This window comes from Gammaproteobacteria bacterium (assembly GCA_015709615.1).
In the GTDB taxonomy this organism is placed as follows: Bacteria; Pseudomonadota; Gammaproteobacteria; order Burkholderiales; family Nitrosomonadaceae; genus Nitrosomonas.
The window spans coordinates 2,560,866-2,575,241 of record CP054179.1 but is presented as its reverse complement, the minus strand read 5'-3'; the positions used below and the strand labels follow the sequence as shown (position 1 = coordinate 2,575,241).

The 14,376-nt window shown below is 49.3% G+C and carries 18 protein-coding genes and 1 tRNA gene; 5 read left to right on the top strand and 14 right to left on the bottom strand.

What is annotated here, in order from left to right; genetic code table 11:
- Positions 1-15: 15 nt before the first annotated feature.
- The 8 genes from HRU77_12230 to lptC all read right to left on the bottom strand — a co-directional run bounded on the left by HRU77_12230 (position 16) and on the right by lptC (position 5,899).
- Positions 16-630: a UbiX family flavin prenyltransferase gene (locus HRU77_12230; protein ID QOJ21385.1), complete on the bottom strand. Its 615-nt coding sequence runs from the start codon at positions 628-630 to the stop codon at positions 16-18.
- A gap of 75 nt (positions 631-705) precedes the next feature.
- Entirely contained in the window at positions 706-1,659 is a 954-nt protein-coding gene (locus HRU77_12225) for an HPr kinase/phosphorylase (GenBank protein ID QOJ21384.1), read from the bottom strand.
- Complete coding sequence (locus HRU77_12220; GenBank protein QOJ21383.1) at positions 1,646-2,113, bottom strand: PTS sugar transporter subunit IIA; 468 nt, start codon at positions 2,111-2,113, stop codon at positions 1,646-1,648. The genes HRU77_12225 and HRU77_12220 overlap by 14 nt, the downstream gene beginning before the upstream one ends.
- A 65-nt stretch (positions 2,114-2,178) precedes the next feature.
- Positions 2,179-2,505 carry a ribosome-associated translation inhibitor RaiA gene (gene raiA / locus HRU77_12215; protein QOJ21382.1) on the bottom strand — a complete coding sequence of 109 codons (327 nt, stop codon included), beginning with the start codon at positions 2,503-2,505 and terminating at the stop codon, positions 2,179-2,181.
- Between the two features lie 19 nt (positions 2,506-2,524).
- Positions 2,525-3,973: an RNA polymerase factor sigma-54 gene (locus HRU77_12210; GenBank protein QOJ21381.1), complete on the bottom strand. Its 1,449-nt coding sequence runs from the start codon at positions 3,971-3,973 to the stop codon at positions 2,525-2,527.
- Between the two features lie 56 nt (positions 3,974-4,029).
- The gene (gene lptB / locus HRU77_12205) at positions 4,030-4,752 is read right to left on the bottom strand and encodes an LPS export ABC transporter ATP-binding protein (GenBank protein QOJ21380.1); all 723 of its coding nucleotides are present in this window, start codon (positions 4,750-4,752) and stop codon (positions 4,030-4,032) included.
- Between the two features lie 37 nt (positions 4,753-4,789).
- Positions 4,790-5,320 carry a lipopolysaccharide transport periplasmic protein LptA gene (gene lptA, locus HRU77_12200; protein QOJ21379.1) on the bottom strand — a complete coding sequence of 177 codons (531 nt, stop codon included), beginning with the start codon at positions 5,318-5,320 and terminating at the stop codon, positions 4,790-4,792.
- 3 nt (positions 5,321-5,323) lie between these two features.
- Positions 5,324-5,899: an LPS export ABC transporter periplasmic protein LptC gene (gene lptC / locus HRU77_12195; GenBank protein QOJ21378.1), complete on the bottom strand. Its 576-nt coding sequence runs from the start codon at positions 5,897-5,899 to the stop codon at positions 5,324-5,326.
- 213 nt (positions 5,900-6,112) lie between these two features.
- Between lptC and nadA the strand changes: the two genes are divergently transcribed.
- The 5 genes from nadA (at position 6,113) to HRU77_12170 (ending at position 10,704) form a co-directional block, all read left to right on the top strand.
- Complete coding sequence (gene nadA, locus HRU77_12190; protein ID QOJ21377.1) at positions 6,113-7,210, top strand: quinolinate synthase NadA; 1,098 nt, start codon at positions 6,113-6,115, stop codon at positions 7,208-7,210.
- A 36-nt stretch (positions 7,211-7,246) separates the two neighbouring features.
- Positions 7,247-8,419: a cardiolipin synthase ClsB gene (gene clsB, locus HRU77_12185; protein ID QOJ21376.1), complete on the top strand. Its 1,173-nt coding sequence runs from the start codon at positions 7,247-7,249 to the stop codon at positions 8,417-8,419.
- A 41-nt stretch (positions 8,420-8,460) separates the two neighbouring features.
- Positions 8,461-9,486, top strand: a complete 1,026-nt coding sequence (locus HRU77_12180; protein QOJ21375.1) for a threonylcarbamoyl-AMP synthase — start codon at positions 8,461-8,463, stop codon at positions 9,484-9,486.
- Between the two features lie 25 nt (positions 9,487-9,511).
- Entirely contained in the window at positions 9,512-10,282 is a 771-nt protein-coding gene (locus tag HRU77_12175; GenBank protein QOJ21374.1) for an HAD family hydrolase, read from the top strand.
- Positions 10,283-10,350: 68 nt separating this feature from the next.
- On the top strand, positions 10,351-10,704 hold the full coding sequence (locus HRU77_12170; GenBank protein QOJ21373.1) for a metal-binding protein SmbP: 354 nt from the start codon (positions 10,351-10,353) through the stop codon (positions 10,702-10,704).
- An 84-nt stretch (positions 10,705-10,788) separates the two neighbouring features.
- Here HRU77_12170 and HRU77_12165 read toward each other — a convergent pair whose 3' ends face one another.
- The 6 genes from HRU77_12165 to HRU77_12140 form a co-directional block, all read right to left on the bottom strand.
- Positions 10,789-11,859: a peptidoglycan DD-metalloendopeptidase family protein gene (locus HRU77_12165; GenBank protein QOJ21372.1), complete on the bottom strand. Its 1,071-nt coding sequence runs from the start codon at positions 11,857-11,859 to the stop codon at positions 10,789-10,791.
- A gap of 16 nt (positions 11,860-11,875) precedes the next feature.
- On the bottom strand, positions 11,876-12,538 hold the full coding sequence (locus HRU77_12160; protein QOJ21371.1) for a protein-L-isoaspartate(D-aspartate) O-methyltransferase: 663 nt from the start codon (positions 12,536-12,538) through the stop codon (positions 11,876-11,878).
- A gap of 51 nt (positions 12,539-12,589) precedes the next feature.
- A complete protein-coding gene (gene surE, locus HRU77_12155; GenBank protein QOJ21370.1) occupies positions 12,590-13,333 on the bottom strand; it encodes a 5'/3'-nucleotidase SurE in 744 nt (247 codons plus the stop codon).
- 92 nt (positions 13,334-13,425) lie between these two features.
- A tRNA-Pro gene (locus tag HRU77_12150) sits at positions 13,426-13,502 on the bottom strand.
- A 62-nt stretch (positions 13,503-13,564) separates the two neighbouring features.
- Positions 13,565-13,948: a MerR family transcriptional regulator gene (locus tag HRU77_12145; GenBank protein ID QOJ21369.1), complete on the bottom strand. Its 384-nt coding sequence runs from the start codon at positions 13,946-13,948 to the stop codon at positions 13,565-13,567.
- The gene (locus HRU77_12140) at positions 13,926-14,234 is read right to left on the bottom strand and encodes an integration host factor subunit alpha (protein ID QOJ21368.1); all 309 of its coding nucleotides are present in this window, start codon (positions 14,232-14,234) and stop codon (positions 13,926-13,928) included. The genes HRU77_12145 and HRU77_12140 overlap by 23 nt, the downstream gene beginning before the upstream one ends.
- Positions 14,235-14,376: the final 142 nt, after the last annotated feature.

The window sequence follows — 14,376 nt, the reverse complement described above, 5'->3', positions numbered from 1 at the left end:
GTAAAAAAGCACGTTTTAGCTTTCCTCACCCCAGCGGGCAATTAGATTATGTTTGACACCCAAATGATCGAGGATACGCGCCACAACAAAATCCACCAAATCCTGCACTGTTTGCGGATGATGATAAAAACCCGGGTTAGCCGGCAAAATGACGGTGCCGCTACGCGCCAGTTTGAGCATATTTTCCAGATGAATGACCGAGAACGGCATTTCCCGCGGCACGATGATAAGCGGCCGGTTTTCCTTTAATGTAACATCGGCGGCACGTTCGATCAGATTTTGACTCATGCCTGCAGCTACCGCAGCTAAGGTTCCCATGGTACAGGGACAAATCACCATCGCATCGGCCGGGTTGGAGCCGGAAGCAACCGGTGCAAACCACTCCTCGCGCCCGAATACCCGCAGTTGCCCGTCCGGCAGACGATAGTGACGGTTAAAGAAGGTTTCCGCTTCCTTGGCGCTGGAAGGCAGCGCTAGACTCATTTCCTGTTGCGCCACCACTTGCGCCACTTTTGAATACAGCAAGTAAACCTGCTTATCTTGCTGCAACAGCATTTCCAGCAAACGAATACCGTACGGCATGCCGGATGCGCCGGTGAAAGCCAAAGTAATCGTTTGCGGATGGTTCATATAAACCGTATAGATCTGGGTGTTTGTTCTCGGAAAGACTGCAAAAAACGAAGGAGAAGAATATCTGTATGAGTATTAATTCTTATCGACCGATTGGTTATTCATCTCACGCTCGTGGCGTTCGATAAATTCCTTTGTGCCATCGATTCCGCGTAATTGCAATACATAATTGCGCACCGCCGCTTCCACTAGAACAGCCAGATTACGCCCGGCCGCCACGGGAATCACAACCTTGCGGATATCGACATTCATGATGTTCTCGGTGAGATCACTGATCGGCAAGCGCTCCAGAGCACCCGAGCTGGATCCTCCGCTATTTTGCAAGTGCACGATCAATTTCATATTCTTACGCCGCCGCACTGCCGTTTCGCCAAAAATGGTACGGATATTCAGCATACCCAGACCGCGCACTTCCAGATAATCCCGCAGCATCGGCGGACAGCGGCCTTCCAGAGTTTCCGGTGCAATGCGCCGCAATTCCACCACGTCATCGGCAACCAAACCGTGACCGCGGCTGATCAATTCCAGCGCCAATTCACTTTTACCGACCCCGCTTTCGCCGGTTATCATCACCCCCATGCCGAGCACGTCCAGCAGCACGCCATGCAAGCTGCAAGAGGGTGCCAACGCGGTGCTCAGATAAGTACGGATCAGCCAGATCACTTCCAGGCCGGGATAGGGTGAATGCAGCAAGGGAATATTATTTGCACTGGCCATGTTGAAGATCGGCGGCGGCACTTCGGCATTGTCCGCGACGATGATGCAAGCCAGATTAATCTGCGTCAGCTGATTGATCTTTTTTTCCAACGCAGCCGCGTCCAGTTTGTTCAAATAATGAATTTCATCGCTGCTGATCACCTGAATCCAATCCGGATGGATGAAATTCAAATGACCGATCATGCCCTGGCCAGATTGCGCTATTTCCTCGTCGCTGAGCTCGATATCGGCGCCGGCCTGCCCGGTGATCCAGGTCAGTTTGAGTTTGTCTTTCTTATCCTCGAACAGCTGTGCAATACTAATTCGTGACATTGGGTTCCCAGTCCGTAATCAGCTTATGGATCTGCGCGGCATCCTTGCATTTCAGGATGCTATCTCGAAATTGCTTATCGCTGAACATTTGCGCCAGCTCGCTCAAAATCTGCAAGTGCTTGTCAGTGGCCTTTTCCGGAACTAACAAAATACAGGCAATATTAACCGGTTGACCGTCAGGTGCATCGAACGGGATCGCTTCTTTCATCGTCACCAGCGCCGCGATTGCTTCGCGCAACCCTTTAATCCGGCCATGCGGAATAGCGACACCTTGCCCTAAGCCGGTTGAACCCAGTTTCTCGCGTGCAAACAAGCTGTCAAAAACCTGGCTGCGCGCAATCTGATTCGTATTTTCAAATAACAAGCCGGCTTGTTCAAAAACACGTTTTTTGCTGCCGACATCAAGATCGACAATGACGTTTGTCATGGGCAGCAGTTGCGAAATTTGATTCATGAAAAATGGAATGATTTCATTGGAATGATGATGCTCATCATGCGTAAAGCATGATGCCACAACTATTATTGCTCCAGGTCTTGATCTTTCAACGAGCCGTGATTACGCCGCTCAAGATTTTTTTCCTTATGTTTGAGGATTTGCCGGTCCAATTTGTCTACCAGACTGTCGATCGATGCATACATGTCTTCACTGTCGGTTTCGACAAAAATATCCTTACCGCGTATATGAACATTCGCTTCCGCTTTCTGTTTGAGCTTCTCAACCGATAAAATGACACTGACATCGATCACATGATCAAAATGACGTGTAATTTTACTGATCTTTGAAGTGACATAATCACGCATGGCATCAGTAATCTCAACATGGTTACCGGTAAGTTTTAAGTTCATTATCCTTCCTCTAATTTGATTAAAAAGACTTGCGAAGATTGGCCGCCGGAATCTGCAATGATTCCCGGTACTTCGCTATGGTTCGACGCGCAACGACTATGCCTTGTTGCTCAAGAATACTTGCAATTTTATTATCGCTCAGTGGCTTTCTTGGATTTTCTTCCTGTACCAATTGCTTGATCAGCGCACGAATAGCCGTAGCCGAACAGGCTCCTCCTGTATCCGTGGCGACATGGCTGCCAAAAAAATATTTAAGCTCAAAAATACCCCGCGGAGTATACATAAATTTTTGTGTCGTTACCCGAGATACTGTTGATTCATGCAGATCCAACGTTTCCGCGATTTCGCGCAGCACTAGCGGCCGCATCGCAACTTCGCCATGCTCAAAAAATTGCTGTTGCCGTTCCACAATTGCACTAGCTACTTTCAAAATGGTATTGGAACGTTGTTCAATATTTTTAATTAACCATTTGGCTTCATTCAGCTGACTGATCAACTGATGCGCGGAGCGATGCTCCTGTTTGAGTATGTTAGCATAGAGATGATTGATATTGAGACGCGGCATGGCATGGCTGTTCAGATTCGCCACCCATGCGCCATCCTTTTTCGTCACGGTAATATCCGGCACGATGTAGCGTTCGCTATAGGAACCAAATTGAGCGCCCGGTTTGGGATTTAAACCGGTAATCAACTTGTTGATAGCCCGCAAAGTATCGTCGTCACAGGCCAATAGCTTCTTTATCTGACTGAAATCATGCGATGCCAGAATTTCCAGATACTCCTGCACTACCTTAATCGCTTGCTCGCGATGATCGACATTGCCGGGCATTACCTGTAACTGCAATACCAGACATTCCTGCAAATTGCGCGCGCCTACGCCTGCCGGATCGAAACGCTGCAAATGCTGCAGCGCGCTTTGCATCTCATCGAAACTGATATCCAATTCCGGCAGCAACAAAGTCATCAGCTCATTTAAATCCTGTAATAAGTAACCATCATCATCCAGACTGTCAATTAGCACGCCAATGATTATTTTCTCACGCTCGGAAAGCTGGCTCAGGCAAACCTGAAAATTCAGATGCTCGCGCAGACTTAATGGCCGATCCGGTATCTGCGGCGCTTCCATGTCATCGTCCTCAGGCGTGCCATACGAGATACTTTCTTGCTGCCATTCGGAATCCTGCGGAAAACTATCTTCCTGCTCTGCTTTAGCTTCGGCAATTTCGTCTGTTGCTGAAGCGCCGTCAGAATCCGCTGATTCCGCAGCCGATTGCGCATGCTCATAGGAATCGTCAGCCGACGGTGCATTCCAATCCTCGACTATTTCCAGCAATGGATTCTCTTGCACCATTCTTTCAATTTCTTGATTAAGATCGAGTGTAGATAACTGCAATAGCCGGATGGATTGTTGCAGTTGCGGCGTGAGTTTGAGTTGCTGTGATACCTTTAATTGGAGTGTAGGCTTCATAATCCTGAAAAAACTGTTGTCGATAAACGGTTCAGCTTCAGTTGACTCATCCTATATTACAAGCGGAAATGTTCTCCCAAATAAACTTCCCTAACTTTTTCATTATCAATAATCTCTTCAGGTTTACCTTGAGCCAGCACGTGGCCTTCACTGATGATATAAGCCCGGTCACAAATTCCTAGAGTCTCGCGCACATTATGATCGGTAATGAGCACACCAATCTCCCGTTCTTTAAGGAAGGCGATCACTTTCTGAATATCGATGACGGCAATCGGATCAACGCCTGCGAAAGGTTCATCCAGCAGAATAAAGCGCGGCTGTGATGCCAATGCGCGCGCTATCTCAACACGGCGGCGTTCACCTCCGGACAGGCTGATCGCGGAATTATCGCGCAGATGACTGATGTGCAAATCGTGTAATAAGTCATCTAAATGCCGTTGTTTCGTGTCTTCATCAAAATTCTGCAACTCCAGTACCGCCAGGATATTTTCTTCCACCGTCATGCGGCGGAAAATCGATGCTTCTTGCGGCAAATAACTCAACCCGAGTTTGGCGCGCTGATGAATCGCCAGTTGTCCCAAATCCTGATCGTTCAAATAAATCCCGCCACCATCCAGCGGCACCAAACCGACGATCATATAAAAGCAAGTAGTTTTACCGGCGCCATTGGGTCCCAGTAAACCAATCACCTCACCGCTACCGAGCGAAAAAGAAACATCCTGCACCACCGTGCGCGACTTATAGCGTTTCTTTAAATTATTCGCCTTTAATTCACTCATTTTCTGAAACTTCTTGCGTTCTTCAATCGATGATTCATTATTCGGATTTATTTTTAGGCTGAATCGTGATGCGTACCCGTTTGTCTGGCCCCGTCTCGATACCGCGCTCTTTGCTGCCGACAACCTTGAAAAACTCGGTGCCCATGTCGTAGGAAATATAGTCGCCATGCACCTCATCGGAACCACGCTTTAATCGCGCCTGGCGAAATAATTCAATCTTGTCCGTCTTACTGTCGTACTCCGCTCGCTCGCTCCATCCTTCAACGTATTCATCCATGCGATCGCGTTTCTGGCGAAAACTGACCAAGTTCCCTGTGGCTGTGGCATGGCGGAATCCTTGCGCATCCTCTTTCATTACCAATTTATCGGCCAGTATGCGCAGCGTACCTTGAGTCAGCACGACATTCCCGGTAAATGTGCTAATCCGGCTGCCTTCCTTACGATTCACATCCTCCACCGTAGCGCGATCCGCTTCCAGATGAATCGGCTTTTCGCGGTCACCGCGTTCAGCACTGGCGGATTGCATAAGAAACAAACCGCAAAAAACGATAGCAAACAATATTTTCATATTTTATCGATTACTTTTTTTATTGACCGCTCTGACATTGGATAACAGCTCTATCATCCCAATGCGGTTATTGAATTCCAGTCCATTCGCATTAACCGTGGTATTAAATCGGGAAATGGTCACAGGCTGATCCGTTTTAATCAAACTTTCATCCGGGATAAGATGCAAGAAATGTGTCGTTAACGTGATCTTGCTTTTCTCCCCATCCATTCCTCTGACCGCCGTCACATTACCCATTAAATAAATATCCTGACCTTTACTTTTCACCACCGCCCGGTCGGCAAACATGCGTATCAGCGGCTTTTCCGGTTCCGTATTGGTGAAATTGACTTGCTCCAGCTCCGTAACCTTCTCATCCAGATAGTAAAATAGCTTTTCCGCGGTAAACTTACGCTCAATTGAGCGTTCGTAATCCATACGGATACCGGATAAATCTTCCACAATATAATCCGGATTGCGATTCAGATCGCCGTCTTTGGTCTGCTCCGGCGGACGGGTCACGCGATCGAGCCAGAATGTCAATACAATCAACAAGACCAAAAAAATCAAAGGAGATTTGAGATTCAAGCGATCGCTCATGGGGAAATAGTACTCGTTTCTTTATTCACAAACATCCGGAATCACTCGAACGCTGCCGGTTACACATTTCATTTTTTTGAATTATAACAGAACACTAATTCCGGTTTAACGAATCGATCCCGGCACCGGACCTTTAAATTTCAACTTGAATTTATATTTTGATGTAGAGTAATGTGCATCATGCCATTAACAAACTGGGATCAATGAACTGCAATGCATCAACAAGCCCTTGAATTTGAACACTATGATCTACTGCAGGACGAAGTATGCGCGCAACGCATTGTCGCCGCAAAAAAAGCGTTGGGAAAGCGCGCCGTCATTCTGGCGCACCATTATCAGCGCGCCGATGTGTACCGGCACGCCGATCTTACCGGCGATTCCTTAAAACTTTCCCATCTTGCCGCGCAAACGGATGCGGATTATCTGGTTTTCTGCGGCGTTCACTTTATGGCGGAAGTTGCGGATATGCTCTCCAGTCCGGAGCAAATCGCAATCCTGCCCGACATGGCGGCCGGCTGTTCCATGGCCGATATGGCCAATCTCGCCAATGTCGAGCGCGCTTGGCGTGAGCTTGCCGACATACTCGATCCCGATGAAGTGATTACGCCGGTCACCTACATCAACTCTGCCGCCGATCTCAAAGCTTTTTGCGGCGAGCATGGCGGCATTGTTTGCACCTCCAGCAACGCCGGTAAGATTCTGCAATGGTCATTCCAGCAACGCGAAAAAGTACTGTTCTTTCCCGATCAGCACCTGGGGCGCTGGAGCGGACATCAATTAGGTATTCCGTTGGAGGAAATGGCGGTATGGAATTTTGACGAACCCATGGGCGGGTTGACTGAAGAACAAATCAAAAAAGCCAAAATTCTATTGTGGAAAGGCCATTGCTCGGTGCATCAAATGTTCCAACCGCACCATATCATACGTTTTCGCAATCAGCATCCCGACGGCATCGTCATTTCGCACCCGGAGTGCAGTTTTGAAGTCTGCAAGGCGTCGGATTATGTCGGTTCGACGGAATACATCATTAAAACCATCGCAGCAGCAAAAAGCGGCACGCGTTGGCTGGTCGGCACCGAATTGAACCTGGTCAGCCGCATCGCGGAAGAATTCAAAGCGCAAGATAAAATTGTGCAGTTTATGTCGCCGATGGTGTGCATGTGCTCGACCATGGCGCGGATCGATCCGCAGCACTTGGCTTGGGCGCTGGAGAATTTGGTCAACGGCAATGTGGTGAATCAGATCAAAGTCCCCGAGGATGAGGCCAAACTGGCGAGGATCGCGTTGGATAGAATGCTGAAAATCTCGTAGCCGCGTGGCGTCAATCCATGCCTGAAAATCCGCCGCATGAGAAATTTTCATTTTGCCGCAAACAATCAAATCACTCTGCTGCAAAATGGCGCGGAATATTTCCCGCAATTAGCAGCGGCGATCGATCGGGCGCAAGTTGAAATCCACCTGGAAACGTATATTTTCGAATACGACGCAATCGGCAGAAAAATTGCGGAGGCGCTGATACGCGCGGCGCAACGAGGTGTATCGGTATACCTGCTGCTCGATGGCTTCGGCTCTCAGGATCTCCCCCGGGAAGAAATACAGCGTATGCTGCAGACCGGTATCAAAGTACTGATCTTCCGTCCGGAATTTATTTTTTCAAAACCGCGGCGCTACCGGTTGCGCCGCATGCACAGAAAATTAACCGTGATCGATGCGCAAATCGCCTTTATCGGCGGAATCAATATCATCGATGATCAGCACAATCCGGAAAATCTGACCCCGCGCTTTGATTATGCCGTCGCGATCCAAGGCCCGCTACTGGTTCAAATCCATCAAGCGGCCAAACATCTGTGGATGGTTGTCGCGTGGGCTCATTTTAAAAAACGCTGGGTTCATCCTTCCGCGCTAAAACCTTCGGTCAAGCCAAGCGGAAATCAAAGTGCTGCGTTGGTGATACGGGATAATTGGCGTCACCGGCATGACATTGAGCACGCTTATCTGGATGCCATTAACCAAGCGCGCAGCGAAATCATCATCGCCAATGCCTACTTCCTGCCGGGAAGAAAATTCAGCAACGCGCTGAAAAATGCCGCCCGGCGCGGCGTGCAAGTCGAACTTTTGCTGCAAGGCAAAATCGAATACCGCTTGCAGTACCATGCCACGCAAGCGTTATACGAGAACCTGCTGGCAGCGGGCATAAAAATTTACGAATATAATCGCAGTTATCTGCACGCCAAAGTCGCTGTCATCGATCAATATTGGGCCACGGTAGGTTCCTCGAATATTGATCCTTTCAGCTTGCTGCTGGCGCGCGAGGCCAATGTTCTGATCAAAGACCGGTCATTCGCCGCTGCATTAAGACTCAGCCTAAAGACTGCGATCGAACAGGAATCGATCCCGGTTACACCGGCCGACAAAAGGATTTTTTCGTGGCGCAACTATCTGGTGAATTGGTTAAGTTTTTATCTCGTGCGCCTGATGCAAGGCATCCTCGGCTATGACTGGCGCGACGATGTATCGTAAGACTGGCGTAACATAACGGAAAAACCTCGTTGATTGAAATAATGGACAAAACATCAGCAGCACCGCAGCAAGCCGGATTGACGCCGGAGCAACAGCAACAAATTGCCGCTGCCGCTCAGATACTGCACTCGGGTGGCACCGTCGCATTTCCAACTGAGACCGTGTATGGCCTTGGCGCCGATGCGGCCAATCCGTCCGCTATCCAAAAAATCTACCGGATAAAAAATCGCCCCGCCGATCATCCGCTGATCGTGCATATCGGTGACATTTCCGGTCTGCATCATTGGGCACAGGCGATTCCTGAATCCGCCTGGAAATTGGCCCGGCACTTCTGGCCCGGACCGCTGACATTGATTCTGCCGCGCAGCCCTCGCATTCCCGATTGCGTGATCGGCGGTCAAGATACTGTAGGTCTGCGCATACCGGCGCACCCCATTGCGTTGGCCCTACTGCATGCATTGGGTCCGGAGAAAGCGCTGGCGGCGCCATCGGCCAACCGTTTCGGGCGTATCAGCCCGACTGCGGCAGCTCATGTGCGGCAAGAACTGGGCACAGACGTCGATATGATTCTGGATGGTGGCACGTGTCAGGTCGGCCTGGAAAGCACCATCATCAGTTTTCATGACGAAACACCTCAGATACTTCGACCAGGAGGAATTACGCCCGCCGCGATCGAAGCTGTTTTGCAAAGTCCGGTGCTATTGGCGCACCATCATCCTCAGACGATTCGCGTTTCTGGAGCGTTACCCGCACACTATGCACCGGCAACCCCGCTGCGGCTATACCCTGCGGCGGAGCTTTGGCGGCATGCAGCAGCGTTGGCGGAACAAGGCTCGCGCGTCCTGGTCATTACGTGGTCGGATTGCAACCGCTCACGGCCTGCTTTGAGCGAATCTATCGAGCAAGTTATCATGCCGTCCGATCCTGCTGCTTACGGTCAGCAACTGTACGCCAGACTACGCCAAGCCGATCAGTCGGATTTCGATTATCTGCTGGTCGAAGCACCATCCGATCACCCCGGCTGGCTGGCCATCACCGATCGCTTGCAACGTGCGAGCTATCATTGAATCAACTTTTACTTTAATCAGCACAATGAATACAAATAACAAATTACAAGCTGTATTGTTCGATGTCGACGGCACTCTGGCGGATACGGAACAAGACGGCCACCGTCTTGCATTCAATACCGCGTTTAAACAGTTCGATCTCGACTGGAATTGGGATATCGATCTTTACGGTGAGCTGTTGCAGATTACCGGAGGAAAAGAGCGGATCCGTTTCTACCTGGAACAGTACAAGCCTGCGGAACTTAACAGAAATGATCTCAAAGAGTGGATCGCCGGTTTGCACAAAACCAAAACCAAGCATTTCGAATCCTTGATGGAAGCCGGAAGCATTCCGCTGCGCCCCGGTGTTGCCCGGTTGATTCATGAACTGCGGCGGGAAAAGATAAAGCTCGCGATTGCAACCACGACAACCATGGAAAATGTCACCGCGCTGCTTAAATCGACATTGGGCGAAGAAGCGATCGGCTGGTTCGATGTCATCGGCGCCGGCGATATCGTGCCACTGAAAAAACCGGCGCCGGATATTTACCACTGGGTGCTCGATCAACTCAAACTAACCGCATCACAATGCATCGCCGTGGAAGATTCGGAAAACGGCTTGAAATCCGCGCTGGCCGCAAATCTTCCCACGCTCATTACCGTCAGCGGTTATACCCGTTCGCAAGATTTCAGCGGCGCGGCCGCCGTGTTATCGGATTTGGGTGAACCGTCTCAGCCGTTCACCCAAATTGCGGGACCGGCGCTTGACAAAGGATGGGTCGATCATACCATCCTCAGCAAGTGGGCCAATCGCTAGGGAAGGTTTAAAAGCAAGCTTTTAAAAATTGATAGTTACTTTTTCTTAACCAGTACGGAGGAAATATCATGAAGCTCAAGCAAACATTCGCCATTACTGCTATCAGCACTTTGTTTTATTTCAGTGCGCCAGTCATTGCAGCCGATGCGCATCAACATGCGGCTGAAGCCATCAAGCACGCCGAGGATGCGCAGATTCACGGCAAAGCGGGTCATAGCAACGCATTGTTGGATCACGCGCAAGAAAGCCTCGTTCATGCCAAAGCTGCGGAAAAAGAATTTGCCGAAGCGCATCAACACATGACCGAATCCATCAAGCACTTGGAAGAAGCGATCGCGCATGCAAAGCAAGATCATGCGGAAGAAGCAACCAAACATGCCGCCGAAGCGCTGAAGCATATGAAACATGCCGCGGCTGAATAAAAAAACAACTGCAATAAAAAACGGGGTAACCATCAACGTTACCCCGTTTTTTATTTCCTTATCGATCGGAATGTGTGCTGTTCGTTATGACTGACTAGGCAAGTACTGTAATGGATCAACGGGCTTGCCGTTTTTGCGGATTTCGAAGTGCAGTTGGATCGTATCGGTATCGGTATTACCCATTTCTGCAATTTTCTGCCCTTTCACCACCGCCTCGCCCTCTTTTACCAGCAGCTTACTGTTATGTGCATAGGCACTGAGAAATGTATTGTCATGTTTGATGATGATCAGATTGCCATAACCGCGCAAGCCATGTCCGCTGTAAACCACTTCACCTGCGGCGGAAGCCAGAATCGGCTGGCCCGCTTGACCCGATATCTTCACCCCTTTGGAATTTTTGGAAAAAGATGACATCAGTTTTCCTGTCGTAGGCCATATCCAATCGGCAACGGAATTAGCTGCCTTATCGGATACCGCCGGTTCCGGCTGAGGCGCAACTTCGATTTTGCTGTTTTTTTCCGCTGCTGCGGGCGGCGAAGGCGGTACCGCGGGCGCAGACGTGTTGCTTGGATATTGTAAGCGCGCTGCATTTTGTTCTGAGTAAGGCAGCTTGAGCGCTTTGGGGCTGGTTATTACCTTCCCGCCCGGCACCGCCGGGCTACTTTCTTGAGGCGCGGGAACAACCGGAATGACAGGACTCTGACCCGGTTCAAGCGTCACCGTTTCCGGTTGTTGAGGTAACGCAAATAACGTGGGTTGCGCGCTTTTTGCCGGCATCGACAAGTTGATTCTCTGCCCCGGCTTGAGCGATCTGGGATCCGTAATATCATTCCATTCCATCAGTTTCTTGAAATCCACACCGTGAGCCAGTGCAATTCCGAATAACGTATCCCCTTTTTGCACAACATAAACCTGATTGTCGGTCGCGCTTGATTCAGCCGGTTTCGCCGGTTGCACTGCATCGGCTTTCGCCCGGTCGATCACGGGCACAGGCGGTTGGGTGGTACTACATCCACTCAAGAGAAGGCTGGCGGCAAACAACCCATAAAAACCATGCGCTAGCGATCTGGATTGTCTCGGTGAAGAAAATATCGTAACCATAGACTTGCGGATATCAAGAGTGTTGATCAGTTTGATCGTTGCATTCACTATCATTTTATACCTCGTGCCGCTATTTTTTGATGACACCTGCCAGTAAAGGTACAAAATTCACCTCTTCCAATACCGTTTCGGCATAACCTTGCGAATTTCGCTCAATGATGCACAGATGCTGTTTCTGAGTTCCCTTGGGAAAAACCATCCTGCCACCGACGACCAATTGATCCAATAATGCAGCGGGAACATGCGTGGTTACGGCTGTCATGATAATACCATCAAACGGCCCCGCTTCCGCAAGACCAAGCAAGCCATCCGCATGTTTTAAATAGATATTCCTGATCCGCAATTCTTGCAGCCGGATGCGAGTGCGAGTCAACAGCGGCCCGATACGCTCTATGGAAAAAACTTTTTGTGCGATCTGCGCCAGCACCGCTGTCTGATAGCCGCAGCCGGTACCTATTTCCAGTACTTTGCCTAAATTGGAGTTGGCGCGTAACAGCTCGCTCATCCGCGCGACAATCCACGGGCTGGATATCGTCTGCCCGTAATTGATGGGTAAAGCGACATCTTCATAAGCTCTGCTTGCCAGCGCCTCTTCAACAAAAATATGACGCGGAATAGCGCCCATTACGGACAAAACCACTTCATCGGTAATTCCCTGCGCACGCAAACGTTCAATCATGCGCATGCGGGTGCGCTGAGAAGTCATGCCAATTCCAGAATGACGTACGTTCACCTGCCAGTACCCTTAATTATTGTTATATCACCCCAGTAGCATAACAAGTACCTAATTATTTAGCCATCTTGTTATCTGATCCAGTTGATCATAATGCGTGAGGTCGATTTGTAACGGCGTGACCGAAACGCGGCGATGCTGGACTGCATAAAAATCCGTACCGGCTCCCGCATCTTGCGCCGGACCGGCAGCGCCTACCCAGTACTGCATCTCGCCGCGGGGATTTTGTGATTTAATCACAGGTTCGGCTTTATGACGCCGCCCCAGACGGGTAACTTCGATCCCCTGCAATTGTTGGTATTCAATGTCTGGCACATTGATATTGAGCAATACCGGAGTTTTTATCTCATTTTCCCGGAAACGTTTCAGCATATCGGCAGCTACCCGCGCGGCAGTCAGATAATTGCCGTTGGATGCACTCACAAGCGAAACGGCCAGCGATGGGATTCCGAGTAAAAAGCCCTCGGTTGCGGCGGCGACAGTCCCGGAGTAAATCGTATCGTCGCCCATATTGGCGCCATGATTGATACCTGAAATGATCATATCCGGCATCACGTCAAGCATGCCCGTTACCGCCAGATGAACACAGTCCGTGGGCGTGCCGTTGACATAATAAAAACCGTTATGGGATTTACGCAAACTGAGCGGGCGATCTAATGTCAACGAATTACTCGCCCCGCTGCGATCTCTTTCCGGAGCAACAACGGTAATCTCAGCAAGTTCCGAGAGCAATTCTGCGAGACAGATCAAACCAGGTGCAAAATAGCCGTCGTCATTGCTAAGTAATATGCGCATCGTAAGATTTAAGATTGCAACTGGATAATTAAACGAGCATATTCAATGATGCTCATGCCCGGTACTGCGAATCATCAAAAAGCACCTGCATTTGGTCGGGGCGAGAGGATTTGAACCTCCGACCACTTGCACCCCATGCAAGTACGCTACCAGGCTGCGCTACGCCCCGAGCGGGGCATTATAGCAAACAATACATCCAATCTTGAGAAACTATTACTGGGAAATTGCCGTTCACGCAAGTAGCTGCGACACGATACTTTTAATTTCACGCCGGATGTAGCGTAAATCCGTTACAGAAGATTGTGCATCGGTGGCAATATCATCCATTGAGATTCGTTCGTTTTCCTCAACTTGTTCCAGGCGATTACGCGCACCATTGATCGTAAACCCTTGGTCATAAAGTAACTCTTTAATACGCCGTATCAACAATACTTCTTGATGCTGATAATAGCGGCGATTGCCGCGCCGCTTCACGGGTTTCAGTTGAGCGAATTCCTGTTCCCAATAGCGTAATACATGCGGTTTGACACCGCAAAGCACTCCCACTTCTCCAATGGTAAAATACCGTTTAGCGGGAATCGGTAACGATGTGCTATTTACCTTTTTGTTTTCCATGATAATTTTTCTCCACCAAAGCCTTTAACTTCTGGCTGGCATGAAATGTCACGACACGACGGGCAGTGATCGGAATCTCTTCCCCGGTTTTTGGATTCCTTCCCGGGCGCTGGGGTTTTGCACGCAATTGAAAATTACCGAATCCCGAAAGTTTTACTCCCTCACCATTTTGCAAAGCCGTACGGACCTCTTCATAAAAAGATTCGACCATATCCTTCGCTTCACGCTTATTAAGCCCTACATTTTCAAACAATAAATCAGCTAATTCAGCTTTCGTTAACGCCATACTTCACTCCAGTTAGTCAGTTATTAATTTTATAGCTATCAATTCTTCTTTAATGGAATCATTTAAGCAGTAGCATTTTTACTTTAAATAAAAAGAGATTAATAACTTATCTCATACATTCAATCTTTGCAGAGTCAACCCG

Bases quoted from the DNA above. Each gene is read 5' to 3' on its own strand.
- HRU77_12230 (QOJ21385.1), bottom strand. From the start codon at position 630: ATGAACCATCCGCAAACGATTACTTTGGCTTTCACCGGCGCATCCGGC.
- HRU77_12225 (QOJ21384.1), bottom strand. From the start codon at position 1,659: ATGTCACGAATTAGTATTGCACAGCTGTTCGAGGATAAGAAAGACAAA.
- HRU77_12220 (QOJ21383.1), bottom strand. From the start codon at position 2,113: ATGAATCAAATTTCGCAACTGCTGCCCATGACAAACGTCATTGTCGAT.
- raiA (QOJ21382.1), bottom strand. From the start codon at position 2,505: ATGAACTTAAAACTTACCGGTAACCATGTTGAGATTACTGATGCCATG.
- HRU77_12210 (QOJ21381.1), bottom strand. From the start codon at position 3,973: ATGAAGCCTACACTCCAATTAAAGGTATCACAGCAACTCAAACTCACG.
- lptB (QOJ21380.1), bottom strand. From the start codon at position 4,752: ATGAGTGAATTAAAGGCGAATAATTTAAAGAAACGCTATAAGTCGCGC.
- lptA (QOJ21379.1), bottom strand. From the start codon at position 5,320: ATGAAAATATTGTTTGCTATCGTTTTTTGCGGTTTGTTTCTTATGCAA.
- lptC (QOJ21378.1), bottom strand. From the start codon at position 5,899: ATGAGCGATCGCTTGAATCTCAAATCTCCTTTGATTTTTTTGGTCTTG.
- nadA (QOJ21377.1), top strand. From the start codon at position 6,113: ATGCATCAACAAGCCCTTGAATTTGAACACTATGATCTACTGCAGGAC.
- clsB (QOJ21376.1), top strand. From the start codon at position 7,247: ATGAGAAATTTTCATTTTGCCGCAAACAATCAAATCACTCTGCTGCAA.
- HRU77_12180 (QOJ21375.1), top strand. From the start codon at position 8,461: ATGGACAAAACATCAGCAGCACCGCAGCAAGCCGGATTGACGCCGGAG.
- HRU77_12175 (QOJ21374.1), top strand. From the start codon at position 9,512: ATGAATACAAATAACAAATTACAAGCTGTATTGTTCGATGTCGACGGC.
- HRU77_12170 (QOJ21373.1), top strand. From the start codon at position 10,351: ATGAAGCTCAAGCAAACATTCGCCATTACTGCTATCAGCACTTTGTTT.
- HRU77_12165 (QOJ21372.1), bottom strand. From the start codon at position 11,859: ATGATAGTGAATGCAACGATCAAACTGATCAACACTCTTGATATCCGC.
- surE (QOJ21370.1), bottom strand. From the start codon at position 13,333: ATGCGCATATTACTTAGCAATGACGACGGCTATTTTGCACCTGGTTTG.
- HRU77_12145 (QOJ21369.1), bottom strand. From the start codon at position 13,948: ATGGAAAACAAAAAGGTAAATAGCACATCGTTACCGATTCCCGCTAAA.
- HRU77_12140 (QOJ21368.1), bottom strand. From the start codon at position 14,234: ATGGCGTTAACGAAAGCTGAATTAGCTGATTTATTGTTTGAAAATGTA.